Genomic DNA, 15,152 nt, shown 5'->3' with positions numbered 1-15,152 from the left:
AACATGAAATCCGGCTACTCGAGGTGCACGCGCTGGGGCTCGAGGGTCCAGGGCTCCCGGGGAGCGAAGGGCGGCAGCGTTTCCGCGGCGCAGTGGAGGTGTCCATCGATGGTGGTGGCGCACACGCGGTGACGGCCGAAGGCGACGGAGGTGACGCCGGTGAGCGTGCTCGCGAAGGCGAGGGGCGAAGGCAATGGCTCCGCGTCCCCCGCTTCGGGCATGTCCATGGGCGGAATGCGAAAGCAGCGGGTGGAGCCGTCGGCGATGCGTGCGCAACCCTCGCCGGCGCTCACCCACAGGGCTTCCGCGCGCTCGATGCCCATGTCGGCGGTTTGCAGCACTTCGCCGAACTCCGGATCGTGGGACTCGTGCGGCATCCAGGCGAAGCAGGTGACACGACCACGGATGCCGAGGGCGCAGCTGCCGGACAGGTGCGCGATGTCCTTGCGGAACGCCGTGCGCACCTCCGCGTTCTTGCGATCGCGGCAGCGCACGGCGCCCTGCACGAGGCCGCACACCCAGCGCTCGGTGATGCTCAGCTCGGAAGCGCCGGCGAGCTTCGGAAGCGAGCCCGCGAGCTTGCCCCAACAGCTGACGTTGCCGCCCTGCACGACGCAGCCGAGATCTTGCGAGATGACCAAGGCCGTCGCGTCCTTGATGCCGGGGACGGCACTGACGAAGGAGCTCTGCCCCGGCGCGCGCGCGGTCGGATCGCCGAAGCAGTGCACGCTGCCGCGGCGGGTGCGAAGGCAGGTGTGATCGCCGGCGAGAGCGAGCTCTTCCACGCCGCCGACGGAGTCGATGGGCAGCGGCAGATCCTTGCGCCCGCTGTTGCGACCGAGCTGTTTGTTTTCGTTCGAGCCCCAACACCAAGCGCGCTCGTTCTGGAGCGCACAGGCGTGCTCGGCGCCGGCGGCTACGGCGGTGGCGCGGGTGAGCGGCAAGCGAACGCCCGTCGGCGGGCGCTCCGGCACGGGGCTCACCTGCCCCCAACACGACAGGCGACCGTCGCGCTCGAGGGCGCAGGCGTGAGCGGCACCAACACTGAGCGACACCACGCCCGAGAGCCCCGGGATGGGCGTCGGCTCACCGCGGAGCTCGCCGTCGTAGGTCATGCCGGCGTCGACCTCGTCGTCCCATAGCTCGTGCCACCACCAGCACTCCACGCGCCCGGCATCCACCGCAGCGCAGCCGATGGCGCGCCCGGCGCCCATGCCTTGGAGCTTCGGGTAGCGCGCGATGGAGTCCCAGCTGGGCTTTTCGAGGGTGGCGTCGTCCCGCAGACAGGCGAGCATGCCGTCGCTCCGCTGCACACACAGGTGGCCGCCGCTCCACACGCCCGTGACGTCGCGCGCCAAGCTGGCGCCATTGCAGGAAAGTGTGCCGCCGCTCAAAGCGCAGCTCCAGTCGCGGTAGTGGATGCCCGGCTCCGGGGGTGCGCTCTTTTCGGGGTCGCCGAGGGTGACGGAGGTCCAGCCGCTCGCGGTACGCAACCACGCGGTGCGACCGCGGACCGACAGCTCCTCCACGCCCGTCGCATCCAGCTGCTTCGGCCGTGTGATGTCCGATAGGCTCACGCAAGTGACGCGATCCGAGGGCAGCCGCGCGCACACCACGCCATCCCCGGACGAAAGCTCGACGCCGTGACGCTCCACCTGTGGAGCCGGCATCGGCAGCGGGCGCGGCGCTGCGGGGCTGCAAGCGACGAACGCGACGGCGAGCAGGATCCCTCGTCGCATCAGCTCAGCGTGTAGTGGTAGATGACGCCCTCGATACTGCTGCCGCCGGGAGCGTAGTAGACGAGCAGGAAGCGATCCGCGCCCAGCGACACCATGGACGGATAGCCGCACTCGACGCCGCCGCAGTCGGCCACGTCGATGGGCGCGCTGAAGGTCGTTCCGGCGTCGAGGGACCAGGAGAACGACACGCGCTCCTCGGAGAAGGCGTCGTCGAGCCAGCGGTAGGCGCTGAGCACCAAGCCGCCGGGCAGCTCGATCAGGCTCGGCGCGTGGCCGACGAAGCCGAGACCCTCGGGCGCCGACCAGGTCGCGAGATCCGTGGACGTGGACTGCATGAGCGGCCCGGGGCTGCTGGGGCTGGCACCCGAAGCCGTGCGCACCTGCAGCAGCGTGGTGCCGTTCGAGAGCGGCAGCAGCGCGGGCTCCTGGAGCCAGACGTCGCTCAGCGCCAGCACGGCCTCTTGCGTGAAGGTCTGCCCGTCCGTGGAGACCAGGAACGACACTTGCGAACGCGGCATGGCGGCGAGCTTGGCCAGGTTCAACGGATGGCCGCCGTACACCGGCAACACCAGCTTGCTCCCGAGCTCCACGACGGGGCTCGAGCACGCCTCGACCTCGAGCAGCGTTCCTTGGGCGTCCACCCACAGGCCATCGGCGTTCAGCGCGGGAGACGACGGGGACATGCTGCCGCCGTCGATCTGCGTGAAGGGACCGAAGCTCTGACCGCCGTCCGTGGAGCGACCCAAGAACACGTGGTGCGTCGCCAGCGTGCCTCCGCTGAGCGCCTCGGTCAGGTACTGGAAGTAGCTCACCAGCACGTCTCCGCCGTGGAGCACCGTCACGGAAGGATCGCGGTCGTCGATGTCCGGCGCGTCGTAGAGCACCTCTGGATCGCTCCAGCTGGTTCCGTCCGCGCTGCCGAACTGCTTCATGATGCGGCCGCTCGCGTCCACGTGAGTCGCACCCTTGCGATACACGAGCAGCAGCGAGCCATCGGCGAGGCGCGCGAGATCCGGAAACGCGAGGTGCCCGCCGCTGGCGATGGTGAAGCTCTGCTCCAGCTCGAAACTCGCCACAGAGGGCGCCGGCGCGTCGACGCCCGCATCGACCTTTGGCGTCGCGTCTTCGGAGCTGCTGCAGCCGACGAGCGACAGCGCGGCGACGAGAAGGGCGGTGCGCATCCCGTGCAGGCTATCGCATCGACGCGAAGAGCTGGAGGGCCGTATCGCTGACGGCACCGCCCGGATCTCCGAGCATGGACGCGTGCGACTGACCGGGCAGCACGACGAGCCGGGCGCCCGGGACGGCCCGCGCGAGGGTCCGGGCATTGTCCGGGGAGATTTGCGTGTCCGCGCCGCCGTGCATCAGCACGACGGACGCGCGTGAAGGCGTGGGTGTGACGTCCGGATCGAACGCGCCGATCCAGGCCGCGTCGCCCAGGGCGTCGTCCACCCAGCGATCCGGTACCCACGCGGGGAAGTAGCGCCGTTCGTAGTCGGAGACGGCGCGCCGCGGCGTCGCGAAGGTGGACACCGTGAGCACGGCGTGCACCCTGGGATCGCGAGCAGCGAGATGCAGCGCGACGGCGCCGCCGTAGGAGTAGCCGAAGACGCCCACGGGGCCCGCGACGTGAAGGGCGTCGAGCAGCTGGGAGACGTCCCGCGCTTCCGGCGCGCCGTAGCCCAAGTGTGTGCCCGTCGATTCGCCGTGCCCCGGGAGGTCGAGCAGCACGGCACGATAGCCCGCGGCGTGGAGCTTCTCCGCGAACGGGAGCAGCGATCTGCGGTCCAGCCGCAAACCGTGGAGTAGCACCACGGTGGCTCGCGGGGAGGGCGGCGCGAGCACCCACGCCGCAATCGTGGCATCGCCGGCAGCGACGGACACGGCGCGCGCCCCCGCGGGGGGCGGTCCCAGCTCCGGGTGCGCGCGTCCGAGGCCGCCGCCGTTCGGGGCGTACGCGATGGCGTAGGCCACCGACGCGCGGAACACGACGTGAATGAGCAGCACCGTGAGGGGCGGCAGGGCGAAGGCGTAGAAGCGACGGATGCAGAAGCTTTACACCGCGGGCCGCGACGCGCCGCCCCGCGGCGGCTTTTCCCTCGAGCGCTCGCGCCTCAAGTGCAGCAGCAAGCCCGCGCTGCCGATCAAGAGCGCGCCCTCCCACACCAAGACGGCCCAACGCTCGTTCGGGCGGATGCCGGCCACCGCCTCCGTGGCCCGCACGATGAACGAGACTTGATCCCGAAGCTCGGGGTGATGCCCGGCGTCGTACAGCTCGCGGGCCAGGCGTGTGAGCAGACACTCTCCGAGCAGCAAGTGCGAGCCGACGGAAATCAAGATGAACGCCACGGAGTAGATCACGTAGGCGCGGGTGAGCCGCCGCCAGCGATGCCAGAACAGGAGCGGCAGACCGAGACCCCACGCGATCATCGCGAGGCCATGCACCGAGTCCACCGTTGCACCGAGGAGCTCGTACACGCTCCCTTTCAATGCAATCGCCGCGCCCTCGAAACTGCACGAAAATCAGTCGTTCTGGCGCACCCGTTGCGCACCTAGCCAAAGGCCGAGGCTTTTGTGCGCGCTCACAGCACGCGCCACCACACCACGGCGCCGGCTCCCGCCGCGCGCTCTGCCTCGCTTCCGACGGTGTAACGCGGCAGCAGGCTCGGCTCCACCCAGCCCCGCGCCGCCGGGCGCGCGGTGTCGAGCAGCGGCTTGCCCAGCACCGGCAGCGCTTGCTCGAGCTCGTCCGGCTCCGTCAGCGGTGGCGCACACAGCGCCACGCCACGCTCCATCAGCTCCTGGGCGTGGAGCCACGCGTGTTGCTCCGCGACCTCTGGCTCCAGCTCCCCGATCCAGATGCCGTCGCTCTCCTCGTGTACGGGCAGCGACCAGAAGTCCAGGTCGATGGCCGGCGGCGGTTCGGGCGCGTATTTGTCCGCCCAGCCTGCCGCGCGATACGCCGCCCGAACCGTGTCCTTCTGCTTGGCCACCACGGCATCCGGCGCTGCCACGCGCAAGAGCTCCCACGCGCGTGCCGTCTCCTTCTGCAGCCGCTTCCAGCCGAGCTTGCGCACGACCACGTCGCTCCCTTGATTGGGAACCGTGACGCGAGGCATGCGATTGCCGAGCAGATCCCGCACTTCGAGCCAGCGCTCCTGCCACGCGCGCCGTGGAATCACGAGAGACTCCCCGCGCTCGGCCTGCCGCTGGTCCGCTTCATAGCGCGCGAGAAAGACGCGCATCCCCGCCGGGTCCCGCCCGGCCCGGAGCGCGCCGAGGGCCCGAGACAGCTCTTCGATGCGCGAAGCATCGACGGGCAACACGCGGGTACCGGCCATCTTCCGAGGGTCCCACGCCCGAGCCCAAACGCAAATCCGTTGCCGCGCCGGACCAACAAAGCCTGCTTGTTGGTTCGGCGCGATACCCGTCAGGGCCAGACGCGAAAGCGTGTGCCCTGGGGTCGCTCCGCCAACGGGCAGCCGACGACCTGCACGAGCTCGAGGTTGACGACGACGCGCTCGCTCGAGAGCGTTCTGGCGCGGCATCCCACGGGTAAAGATGCTCCGAAGTTACCCGCTCCAGGTGAATGCAAAGGACAGAAATGTCGCCTTCACGTCGTTCGGGATCGGCGAGCCGCAGCTGCCGTCGGCGGCGATCCAGATCTGGCCGCCCCCCGTCTTCGAGGCGTTCGCGCCACCCGAGATGTCGAAGTGCATGCCGACGTCCTGCGCTTTGCTGGAGAAGCTCGAGCTGGTGAACGGCTTGGCTTCGTAGGGGTTACCGCTCTCTCCCGTAGCGCCGTACGCCAGCTCTTGATGTGAAAAGGTGAAATCTGGCGCGAAGTAGCTGCAGCTTTGCGACAGCGCGACGTCGTGGAACAGCACCCACACGTAGCTCACGCCGGTGGCGGTGCACCACGTTTCCCACTGCCCGCCGCCGGTGGTGGCCAGCGAGCACTGCGCCGGATAGCTCGGGTGCAGCGAGCCGACCGTGGGCGGAGACGAGCACGTCGTCTGCTGCTCCGCCGCCGTGAACACGCCCGAGCCGCACTGCGTGGTTCCTGCCGGCGGCAGTGGTGTGAGGATGTTGCCGCCGCTGCCCGCCGCGCCCCCAGTTCCGCTGCCCCCGGTGCCGGTGCCGGCCACGCCGCCGCTGCCGCTGCCCCCGGTGCCGGTGCCGGCCACGCCGCCGGTTCCGCTGCCTCCTGTCCCGCCACCCGCCGCGCCGCCGACTCCGTTGCCGCCCGTGCCCGCGCCGCCGACTCCGTTGCCGCCCGTGCCCGCGCCGCCGGTTCCACTCCCGGCACCACCGCCGCTGCCCGCCGTGCCGCCGCCGCTATCCGAGCTGCCACACGCCGCACACAGGGAAAACACCATGGCCCCCAGCATCCACCCGCTTCGCATGACGCCTCGGATGCGCCGGCCGCGTCGTCCGTTCACGACGGGTATCGCGCCGCCCCGACAATCCTCTGGAACGTCTTCATGTTGGTCCGGCGCGATACCCGTCGCGAACGACGACACACGGCTGTCACGTCGAGCCCCGTAGTTTTCACGGATCTTTCCGTGCCCACACCCTCACGTCACCCGAAGGGAATACCTAGCAGGCTCGGGAGAACCGAAATGGAAATCGCGGTCATCTCGGACTTGCACTTGGGCGCGCGGGACGCGGCGGACGACTTCGGGCACGACGACTCGGAGTTCCTGCGCTTTCTTGCGCACCTGGAGCAGAACTTCGAGCGCATCGTGCTGCTCGGTGACATTTGGGAAACGCTCACCGGCGCGGCGCTGGGGCAGCCCCTACAGGAGCTCCGAGCGGCGCAGGCGGCACACCCGGAGATCGCTCAGCGCTTTCAGCTGCCGAAGTACACCTACGTGCACGGCAACCACGATCTGATAGCCGGCAGTGCTCTGGGCGTTCCGGAAGAGCTGACGCTGGAAGCCGACGGCACTCGCATCCTGTTCACCCACGGGCATCACCACGATCTGATCTTCCAGCGCGCCCGCTGGCTCAGCGAGCTGGGCGTGTGGCTGGGCGCCTGGATCCGTCGCATCGGGCTCTCGCCGCTGTATCGCTTCTTCCAGAAGCTGGACGCCGGACGTGGCGGCGTGACGCTGGATTCCGGCGCGTGCACCTTCCAGCGTTGGGCCGTGGGCGTCGCCGAGCTCCGAAGCGCGGACATCGTCGTGACCGGCCACACGCACATGGCCACCCGCGCCCAGCACCCCGGCGCCATGTTCTTGAACAGCGGCTCCTGCAGCGAAGGCGCGTACAGCTTCCTCAGCCTGGACACGCGACGCTCCGAGTTCGCCGTGCACCAGAGCTGGTAGGCGACTCATCGCCGCCTCCTCCGACGCCTGCCGCAGCGTTCGAGCCGTGCCCGCGTCGTGCCGGCAACCCCCAACAATGACATCCCCTGCAATCCCACCACCGCCCATACCCAAATCAACCCCGCCGCCCATACCCAATCACCCCCGCTTCGTTTGTCCTACGCGCGCGCCGAGCTGCTCGCGGGCCTGGAGAAGATCCAGGAACGCTTCGCGGGCACCGTGGACAACGCGCGCGGCCGCGGGCTCATGTGACGTGCCCACCCAAGAGCTCCGCAACAAGATCATCCGCCAGTGCTTCGAGGATCAGATGATCGTGCTGCCCTGCGGACGCCCCTCCATCCGCTTCCGGCCCACCCTCACGGTGCAAGCGGACGCCATCGCCGAAGGCGTGAAACGCCTGGAAAAAGCCATCAGCGAAGCCGTTTGACTGGTTTGTTGGTCCGGCGCGGAACCGCAGAGGTCAGCAACCCGAGGAAGATGCGCGAGAAATCGACTCGACGAGGTAGCCGTGCCCCCGATCAGCGTATGCTCACGGAATGAGGGGCGCGCTCTTCGCTGTGGTCCTGTCGCTCTTGGCGGTTGCCTGTGGATCGAGCTCGGGCAGCGGACCTCCGCTCGGCAACGGCGGCAGCGGTGGTTCGGTGCAAACTGGCGGTGCCGGAGGTACGGGCGGGTCCTCAGGCAGCGCGGGCGCCGATGCCGGGGGTGACGCCGGCCCATGTGGCGAGCTTTCCCTGTGGGTGAACGGTGATCTCGACGGTGCCGCGGTTGACGGCCTCCTCGGCGGATACCGCGGGTACTCCGGTGGCGGCATCGAGTCCCTGGACTTCTTGACCGGCGGCGGCATCGTCATTTGGGATCTCCCGCTCGGCGCGAAAGACGTCAACGGGCCCGGCTGGCTGAGCGCGCCAGTCGGGATGGCGCTGAACGGCGCACAGCTGCTCGCCGACTCGGTGAGCACCACCCTGGGCAACCAGTCACCGATGGTGTTCGCGGGGCTCCACTCCCTCGGCAACTGCCCGGGAACGGCGGCCAGCGGCTCGCTCCAGTTGTTCCTACCGGACCTGGGTATGAACGACACCATCACGGGCAGCCTGGACGGCGCGCCGCTGGATCTCACCGTGTCCGACGGAGTCCACTCATGGTTTTCCTACCAGGGCGAAGAGCGCTTCTATGCGAAGTTCGGTGACCACGGCCGGCTCTTCTTGGAGGGGCCGCCCGGAGCCATGGCCGGCGCGCTGACCATGCCGGGCACCGGCTCGGAAGCGGACACCCTGATCTGCGTCGGTAGCGGCAACGCGACTCAGAGCGGACAAGATTGGACCGTCACCGTCAACGATCTGTCCCGCGCCAGCGGGAAATGGCCCGGCCAGTCACTCAGCGGAACGCTGACCACGACGTTCTGCCAGTAACGCCATGTACGAGACCGCAACGGCCGGGCACGGCGACGCTTCGCGCTGCCGCCGAAGTGGTCTTCGTAGATCTGATCGTCAGTTTGGGTCAGGGTTCGCGTCGGGCGCGGCGTCGAGGGTGGCACCGGCGTCCGCTGGGCCGCCATCACAGTACACGGTCTCGAGGCCGAGCTCGGCGCTGGCAACGCAACCCGCTCCGGGAGCGGGATCAGAGACTCCGCAGGTCCCGTCGGCCCGGCAGCATCCCGGATAAGAGCCCCATTTGGGCCAGCTCTCGTCGTCCGGCGCGCTCGGTTCGGCGCTGACGCAGTCCGGGTCTCCAGCGTACACGCCGGAGACGCCGCAGCGCGCATCCGCAGGCAACCGAGCTCGCAATGGGTCACGACGGGATCGCAGTCGGTGTCGTTGTTCAGCTGCTCGACCAACCTGCGACTTCCATCGGTGTTGCACGGACCGAGAATGCTGCAGCTTCCATGCCCGCGGACTCGTGCCGGAGCGTGCCAGGAGCTCCGCGGTCCGGCGCAGGCCACCTACGGGCGCTTGGATTTGCGCTTGGGCTTGCCGGTAAGTCGGAACAGCGTGGGCGGCGACGCGGACTCCTTGGCCCGGATCTCGAGCAGCGGCATGGTGCCGTAGTCGACGCCGAGCGTCGCGCCGCTCGAGGCGGGGAGCGTGCCCAATTGCGAAAATCCCGTCTCGTCCCACGTCACGAAGAGCACCGCGCCCGAGACGCGGCGTTTCGAATCGACTTTGCGGACCGCCATCAGGCCGTGGTCGAAGAGCGTCATGTTCGCGCCCGCCACGTCCAGCGAGGCGATCTCGGCGAACGCGCCTGACGCGGTGACGCGGAGCAACACCAGGCGCGCACCGGTCAGCACGGCCACGTGATCCTGATCGAGCCACGTGAAGTCCCGTAGCAAGCCGTCGCTGGGCTCGAAGACTCGACGAACGCCTCTTTCGTCGCAGAGCAGCAGCAAGTATTGCTTCGAATCTACGGCCCCCAGGAGCGCCGCGTTCGGGAAGGGCACCAGCTTGTTGTAGGGGCGAAGCTTCTTCGCAAGGTCGAGCTCGTCGAGCTTCGCGGCCTCGATGGGAACGGCGGGGTGCGATCGCGTCCCGATCAGCTTGCCTGATTTCGACCAGCGCTTGGCCCAAGCCTCCGCTCCCTGGGGATTGCGCGAGGCGTAGTCGTGTTCGTCGACGGGCACGAGGGTGAAGCCCAGCTTCGCGAAGCGCTCTTCCAGCGCGGCGATCCGCTCGCCCCGTGCACCGCTATCGGCCTCTTGCAGCTTGGCCAAGACCCCGGCTTCCAGCGCGGGGTGCGGCGCGGGGTTTCCTTCGAGCGGCGGCCCGGACCCCATGAACAGGCGCGCCGATGCGATGGGAACGACTCGGTGCAAGTCGCGCAGCCAGGACTCCAGTGCGTCCAACGCATCGCGATCGAGTCCTTTCGGCTCGATCATCACTTCCGCCGCGGTATCCGAGAAGCGCCAGCACTGGAGATGGGTGCGGGCACGGCGGAACGTGATCCAGCGTTCACCGATTTTGCGCAAAGACGCCTCGTCGAGCTCGTCGACGAAGCGCAGTTGCGCGCCCACACAGGGATTGTCGTAGTCCTCCGTTTCCAAGTACTCGAACTTCGGCGCGGCGCCGTCCTCGGAGCGCCCCGCACCATCGACCGCACGGACCTGGGTGTCCTTGGCCCAGACCTTCTCTCCCGCCGCGGTCGTAATGCCCACGCGCTGCCCGGAGCCGTACTTGTCTGGGCCGATCCAGAAGACCACTCCGGTCTGGCCCTTGCTCCTGCCCCCCGTAACCGTGACTTGGTCCCCGCGTTGAACGGCCATCCACCTCATGCTGCCACATCGGCGGTAAGTCGGAACAGCGTGGGCGGCGACGCGGACTCCTTGGCCCGGATCTCGAGCAGCGGCATGGTGCCGTAGTCGACGCCGAGCGTGGCGCCGCTCGAGGCGGGGAGCGTGCCCAATTGCGAAAATCCCGTCTCGTCCCACGTCACGAAGAGCACCGCGCCCGAGACGCGGCGTTTCGAATCGACTTTGCGGACCGCCAGCTCGAAGGACTCGAAGGACGAAGCCTGCGAGCACCGCTTCTTGCGCCGGGACGTGGAGCTCGGAGTGTTCGGCGAGGTCTCACTGCCCCTTCAAGACCGGGAGCGCGTCACGGCGGGCATGCCGCTCGCGTTTCACCTGGGAGATGTCGTCCGCCTCGACACGGGTCCATTCATCGTCAAACGCTTCCGCTCCGGCGACGACCCGGATCTCGTCGTCCCCTTCGAGCTGCCCATCGGCCCGAGCGATCACGTGTACCTCGGCCCCGAGGCGGGCCTCACGCTGCCGAACTTCGGCAACACCGACGGCTTCGTGGGGGTCTTCGCGGGCTACACCCTGAAGAGCCGCAGCCGCGCGCTGGGCGACCTGGGCGGGCGCTTTCGCTTGCCGAGCACTCGCACGGGCTTCGACGTCTTCCAGCTGATGTTCGAGCTGCGCTTCTACTTCGGACTGTGAGGCGGACTCGACGGCCGAAAACGTCCTGAAGGACGGCGTGCCGCAGTGTTCACGCGAACGATTCGAACGTCGCCCAGGTCGTCGACGACGCTGCCCGCAACAGCACGCGAAGCTCGCCGGACGGGCGTGGCGAAGGCGGGTCCGGCGCGACGGCGCTCGACGAGGGGCGCGCCGGGACACTCACGCAACTTCGTCGCGTCCGCACGACCCTCTGCGGGCTTCCTCAACCACAATTGGCGTTGAGCGTGGCCGTGTTGCAGGCGTCCCCGGTAACCGTGAACGTCGCCCCGGCCTTGGGCCCGGAAGTACAGGTGCAAGACCAGTCGCCACCCGCCGAAGTGCAAGATTCGGCGATGTCGTCACAGCTCCAGCCGCATGTCGAACCGCCGTCTCCAAAGAGCCCGCCACCCGTGCATTGGGGGGCGGCCTTTGCGCACTCGTAAACCGCACTCTCGGCTGCTGAGCATTCAGGGTTCGTTGACTGTTGTCCGTTGTTGCATACGTCCGGATGGGCGGCTCGGCAGTCGTAGAGCGCTTGGTTCTCGGCGCCGCAGCCGGCGGTTTCGGCGTGCTGCTGTTGTTGCTGTAGGAGGTCCTTGCAGGCCTCGGGGTCCTTGAGGGACGAGCACGGCAACTCGGCGACGGCAGCGCAGATTTGACTGACCGAGTCGCCGGCGTCGCCACTGGTTCCCCCGCTACCGCCCCCGCCGTCGTTTCCGACACCGGATCCGCTGGAATTGGAGGAGGAGCACGCCAGCGTGACTCCGAGGAAGGACACTAGACCGAGCCACCTGAGCGCCTGCGTCATGGTAGCGCGTACGCTCGGCCCGCGGGGTTCTCCCCGAACCAGATCGCGATCAAGTCGTGCAGTGCACGTGCGGCGCACGTGCGCGCGCACCCAGGGCACGGCCATTCGCCGAAGTTTGTTGCGCCCTGATCAACGGCACGTTTCGTGAACTGAACGCCGGCCATGAGCCAAAGCGCTTCCCCAGCTCTCGTCAGCCTGCTGGCGATGGTCGCGGTCGTGGGCGGCCTCAACCTGATGCACCGTGAAGGGCAGGCGGCTCCCGTGGACGGCTCCATGCGAGCGCGCATCCAACGCGTCGTGGACGCGGAGGTCGTACCTCTGAAGAGCGAAGCCGAGGTGGATCGCTATCTCGACCAGCTCGTGGCCCGCGCCCACGCGAGCGGCGAGGTCAACGCGCTCACCGTCGAGCCCGGTCACGAGGCCATCGCTCGGCTCGAGGGCATCGACACGATGCACCGCCTGCAAAAGCAGGCCGCATTCAGACAGCGGATGCGGACCCTGAGCCACGAGCTGTCCCGAACCCAACAGAAGGCAAGTCCATGAACATTCTCAAGCTGAGCGCATTGATTGCTGTCGGGGCAGTGACGCTGTTCGCTGCACCCTCGGATGTCAAGGCAGGGACGACGCATCCGTTGAATGCCTACCCCTGCGGGCTGTACTCCTACTACCAAAACGGCAACTACACGGTGACCATGTACACTGGGCCAGCCTGTACCGGAACCTACGTGGACACGATCCAAGTTCGCACCCCGTTCTACCTTGGCGCCGACGGCTACCACGAAGCGATGCTGCCAGCCATGGTGACGGCTACCGCCAACGACACGCGCATCACGGGTACGTACACCACCATGTGGGTGTTCAACTACGAGGTCGCGCTCTTCGACAACATCCAGTTCAACGCGAACTGAGCTCTGGGCGCGCGAATAGCCGAAAGAAACGCCGCACCAAGCGGGCGTCGCCGTTCGTCTCGACGCCCGCCTCCGCAAGCTCACGATCGCCGAACACGACGGCGCGCAGCGTGTTCGCGTCCGTCGCGATCAGCACGTCGGCCTGGCGCGGGCTGCCGGGCGAGACGACGATGGTTCCTGCGTCGACGCGCACGCCGAAGCGCTCGCCGTCCAGGCGCAGATCGTACGTTGCGCTGAGGCCCGCGGCGCGCTGAGGCGTGAAGGTCGCTTCGAGGGCGAGCAGCAGCGCCGCAGAGCTGATGCTGCCCTGTGGACGATGGGCCGAGCGCGCGCCCCAACGTCCGAGCTGAAGCAGGATGGGGTGCAGCTCGCGACCCCAGTCCGTCAGCTCGTAGAGCGAGCCACCGCTGGCGGTTCGCTGCACGACCGACGCCTGCTCGAGATCACCGAGGCGCTGCGACAGGACGTTGGGGCTCGCCCCGAGCGCCGCGCGCAGATCGGTGAAGCGCCTGGGACCGAACACCAGCTCACGCACGATGAGCAGCGCCCAACGCTCCCCGATCACGTCGAGGGCGCGAGCGATCCCGCAAGGATCGGCGTAGCTGCGGGGACCCGTCATGAGGACGAAAGTGTTACTTGCAAACCAGGACCAGTTAGTCCTACTTTAGGACTAACTGAGGAGCCATTCAATGAAACAGTTTTTGGCAGTATTCGTGGGCACTCCAGAAGCGATGGAGAAATCAGGGTGGAACGCGCTGGACGAGAAGAGCCGCAAGGAACGCGAGGCGGCCGGTTTCCAGGCCTGGGTGGACTGGAGCACGAAGCACGCGGGGGCGATCGTCGACCGAGGCGCCCCGCTTGGCAAGACGAAGAGCGCCTCTCCCGAAGGCATCACCGACATCAAGAACGCCCTGGCCGCCTATGTCGTCGTGCAGGCGGAGACCCACGATGCAGCCGCCGCGCTCTTCGAGAGTCACCCCCACTTCACGATCTTCCCTGGAGACTCAGTGGAAATCATGGAGTGCCTGCCCATCCCGACGCAGCGCGGGAACTGAGGGTTCCGCGCCGTCCCGACAAGCCCTTGAAGCATCTTCTTGTTGGTCCGGCGCGATGCCCGTCGCGCCTTGAGCCACGCCCGGGCCCGGCGTACCCAATCGTCATGGTCAGTACGCCGAGCTGGTCGTCGCTGAATTGCGCGCAGGGGCAGCTCGCGCGTGATGCACATGCGGTCGAGCTCGGCACCACGAAGAGGTAGAGCCGCCATGAAGCTGTTTGCAGACCATCACCAGATCCACGTGCAAGCACCGGACGCCCAGGGCGATCTGGCGGACGCCTGGACGGCCAAGGCATCGTCCGATCGCATCGCTGCGGCGGGCGACATCGTGGGCATCGGCACCCAGAACGCCGACGACGTGACCGTGACGGTCCACGTTCTGAAAGAAGAGCCGCCGTTGGCGGACGGCGCCGACCACGTCACTGAAGCGAGCATCCGGCTCGAACGCGAAGTGGCGGTGCTCGGCTGCACGGACTACCTGCCGGACGCCAAGCGCTTCCGCGTGAGCCCCGGGAGCTGGCGCCTGCGGGCGACGCATAGCGGCATTGCCAAGCGCGAGAAGATCCGCATCGAGCTGTGGCCCGCCAAGAAGAAGAAACCGCGAGTCTTGCTCCGCTACGTGGCGCCCAAGGAGAAGCCGAAAGCACCGCCGAAGGGCAAACCGAGGACGCGCAAGGCCGCCGTCGAAGCAGCACTCCGGGGCGACGTCGACGCCGCTCTCGAAACGCTGTTGGCGCAGCACGCGGCCGGGGACGCCGCCGCTTCGGCCTCGGCGGCGGAGATCTTGGCGTTTCAAGGGCGCTGGGCGGAGATGGTGCCCTGCGCCAAGGCGCTCTTGAATAACCCTGGGGCGGTGTACGCCGGCAACGTCAGTGACGACATGAAGGCGCTGCTGCGGGTGAAGTCGAAGCGCCGTGCTACTCCGCCACGACCCAAGCCCGAGCGCAGGCGCTACGACGAAGCCGTAGCGGAGGCGAGCACGGGCAAGCGCTTCAAAGGCAAGCCCAAGGAGCTAGCCGTACACTGCTTCTCCCTGGCGGTGGTGTTCGAGATCGACGACGAGATCATCGCGCGTTGGGATCCGAAGCACCCGTACCTGCACTTCGACGCGGCCGCAGACGTTGCGCGCGCCTTGATCCGCAAGAGGCAGCCGGAACGCGCCTGGCAGGTCCTCGAGAGCCGTCTGAGCCGCTGGTATCCGGTGGACGCCGCACAGGTGCTACCGGTAGTGCTACTGACGGACCCGCTGCTCTCGCGACTGATGACGCCCGAGCGCGCACAGCTCGTGCTGCGTACGCCCCGCGCAGAATGAGGTTCCGCGCCGTCCCGACAAGCCCCTGAAGCATTTTCTTGTTGGTCCGGCGCGATTCCTCGCG

19 protein-coding genes are annotated in these 15,152 nt (G+C 68.1%); 9 read left to right on the top strand and 10 right to left on the bottom strand.

Going from position 1 to position 15,152, the window contains the following annotated elements; all coding sequences use genetic code 11:
* Positions 1-14 precede the first annotated feature (14 nt).
* The 6 genes from H6717_30700 to H6717_30675 all read right to left on the bottom strand — a co-directional run bounded on the left by H6717_30700 (position 15) and on the right by H6717_30675 (position 6,145).
* Positions 15-1,739 (bottom strand): hypothetical protein, encoded by a 1,725-nt coding sequence (locus tag H6717_30700; GenBank protein MCB9581441.1) that lies wholly within the window; start codon positions 1,737-1,739, stop codon positions 15-17.
* Positions 1,739-2,920 (bottom strand): exo-alpha-sialidase, encoded by a 1,182-nt coding sequence (locus H6717_30695; protein MCB9581440.1) that lies wholly within the window; start codon positions 2,918-2,920, stop codon positions 1,739-1,741. Before H6717_30695 ends, H6717_30700 begins: the two co-directional genes overlap by 1 nt.
* Before the next feature lie 10 nt (positions 2,921-2,930).
* Positions 2,931-3,746, bottom strand: coding sequence for an alpha/beta fold hydrolase (locus H6717_30690; protein MCB9581439.1), 816 nt, complete (start codon positions 3,744-3,746; stop codon positions 2,931-2,933).
* A gap of 48 nt (positions 3,747-3,794) precedes the next feature.
* Positions 3,795-4,217, bottom strand: coding sequence for a hypothetical protein (locus H6717_30685; GenBank protein MCB9581438.1), 423 nt, complete (start codon positions 4,215-4,217; stop codon positions 3,795-3,797).
* Positions 4,218-4,321: 104 nt separating this feature from the next.
* Positions 4,322-5,080 carry a hypothetical protein gene (locus H6717_30680; GenBank protein ID MCB9581437.1) on the bottom strand — a complete coding sequence of 253 codons (759 nt, stop codon included), beginning with the start codon at positions 5,078-5,080 and terminating at the stop codon, positions 4,322-4,324.
* Between the two features lie 231 nt (positions 5,081-5,311).
* Positions 5,312-6,145: a hypothetical protein gene (locus H6717_30675; protein ID MCB9581436.1), complete on the bottom strand. Its 834-nt coding sequence runs from the start codon at positions 6,143-6,145 to the stop codon at positions 5,312-5,314.
* Positions 6,146-6,361: 216 nt separating this feature from the next.
* Between H6717_30675 and H6717_30670 the strand changes: the two genes are divergently transcribed.
* From H6717_30670 to H6717_30655, 4 genes are all read left to right on the top strand, one after another.
* The gene (locus H6717_30670) at positions 6,362-7,069 is read left to right on the top strand and encodes a UDP-2,3-diacylglucosamine diphosphatase (protein ID MCB9581435.1); all 708 of its coding nucleotides are present in this window, start codon (positions 6,362-6,364) and stop codon (positions 7,067-7,069) included.
* Positions 7,070-7,126: 57 nt separating this feature from the next.
* Positions 7,127-7,321 carry a hypothetical protein gene (locus H6717_30665; protein ID MCB9581434.1) on the top strand — a complete coding sequence of 65 codons (195 nt, stop codon included), beginning with the start codon at positions 7,127-7,129 and terminating at the stop codon, positions 7,319-7,321.
* Position 7,322: 1 nt separating this feature from the next.
* Entirely contained in the window at positions 7,323-7,496 is a 174-nt protein-coding gene (locus tag H6717_30660) for a hypothetical protein (GenBank protein ID MCB9581433.1), read from the top strand.
* 109 nt (positions 7,497-7,605) lie between these two features.
* Positions 7,606-8,481, top strand: a complete 876-nt coding sequence (locus tag H6717_30655; GenBank protein MCB9581432.1) for a hypothetical protein — start codon at positions 7,606-7,608, stop codon at positions 8,479-8,481.
* 78 nt (positions 8,482-8,559) lie between these two features.
* Here the strand turns inward: H6717_30655 and H6717_30650 are convergent, their stop codons facing one another.
* Both H6717_30650 and H6717_30645 read right to left on the bottom strand, forming a co-directional pair.
* A complete protein-coding gene (locus tag H6717_30650) occupies positions 8,560-8,856 on the bottom strand; it encodes a hypothetical protein (GenBank protein ID MCB9581431.1) in 297 nt (98 codons plus the stop codon).
* 155 nt (positions 8,857-9,011) lie between these two features.
* The gene (locus H6717_30645; GenBank protein ID MCB9581430.1) at positions 9,012-10,328 is read right to left on the bottom strand and encodes a hypothetical protein; all 1,317 of its coding nucleotides are present in this window, start codon (positions 10,326-10,328) and stop codon (positions 9,012-9,014) included.
* Between the two features lie 132 nt (positions 10,329-10,460).
* On the opposite strand from H6717_30645, the gene H6717_30640 reads away from it, so the two are divergent.
* Complete coding sequence (locus tag H6717_30640; protein MCB9581429.1) at positions 10,461-11,006, top strand: hypothetical protein; 546 nt, start codon at positions 10,461-10,463, stop codon at positions 11,004-11,006.
* A 223-nt stretch (positions 11,007-11,229) separates the two neighbouring features.
* Here H6717_30640 and H6717_30635 read toward each other — a convergent pair whose 3' ends face one another.
* The gene (locus tag H6717_30635; GenBank protein MCB9581428.1) at positions 11,230-11,814 is read right to left on the bottom strand and encodes a hypothetical protein; all 585 of its coding nucleotides are present in this window, start codon (positions 11,812-11,814) and stop codon (positions 11,230-11,232) included.
* Positions 11,815-11,976: 162 nt separating this feature from the next.
* Between H6717_30635 and H6717_30630 the strand changes: the two genes are divergently transcribed.
* A complete protein-coding gene (locus tag H6717_30630; protein MCB9581427.1) occupies positions 11,977-12,357 on the top strand; it encodes a hypothetical protein in 381 nt (126 codons plus the stop codon).
* The gene (locus H6717_30625; GenBank protein MCB9581426.1) at positions 12,354-12,722 is read left to right on the top strand and encodes a hypothetical protein; all 369 of its coding nucleotides are present in this window, start codon (positions 12,354-12,356) and stop codon (positions 12,720-12,722) included. Before H6717_30630 ends, H6717_30625 begins: the two co-directional genes overlap by 4 nt.
* Here H6717_30625 and H6717_30620 read toward each other — a convergent pair.
* Entirely contained in the window at positions 12,709-13,341 is a 633-nt protein-coding gene (locus H6717_30620) for a transcriptional regulator (protein ID MCB9581425.1), read from the bottom strand. The two genes, H6717_30625 and H6717_30620, sit on opposite strands and share 14 nt — an antisense overlap.
* A 70-nt stretch (positions 13,342-13,411) precedes the next feature.
* Here H6717_30620 and H6717_30615 point away from each other — a divergent pair, with 70 nt between their 5' ends.
* Positions 13,412-13,777 carry a hypothetical protein gene (locus H6717_30615; GenBank protein MCB9581424.1) on the top strand — a complete coding sequence of 122 codons (366 nt, stop codon included), beginning with the start codon at positions 13,412-13,414 and terminating at the stop codon, positions 13,775-13,777.
* Between the two features lie 207 nt (positions 13,778-13,984).
* Positions 13,985-15,088 carry a hypothetical protein gene (locus tag H6717_30610; GenBank protein MCB9581423.1) on the top strand — a complete coding sequence of 368 codons (1,104 nt, stop codon included), beginning with the start codon at positions 13,985-13,987 and terminating at the stop codon, positions 15,086-15,088.
* Positions 15,089-15,152 lie beyond the last annotated feature (64 nt).

It is taken from the genome of Polyangiaceae bacterium (assembly GCA_020633235.1).
Taxonomy (GTDB): Bacteria; Myxococcota_A; Polyangia; order Polyangiales; family Polyangiaceae; genus JACKEA01.
The sequence above is the reverse complement of the archived record's forward strand: the minus strand, read 5'-3'. Positions and strand labels throughout refer to the sequence as shown.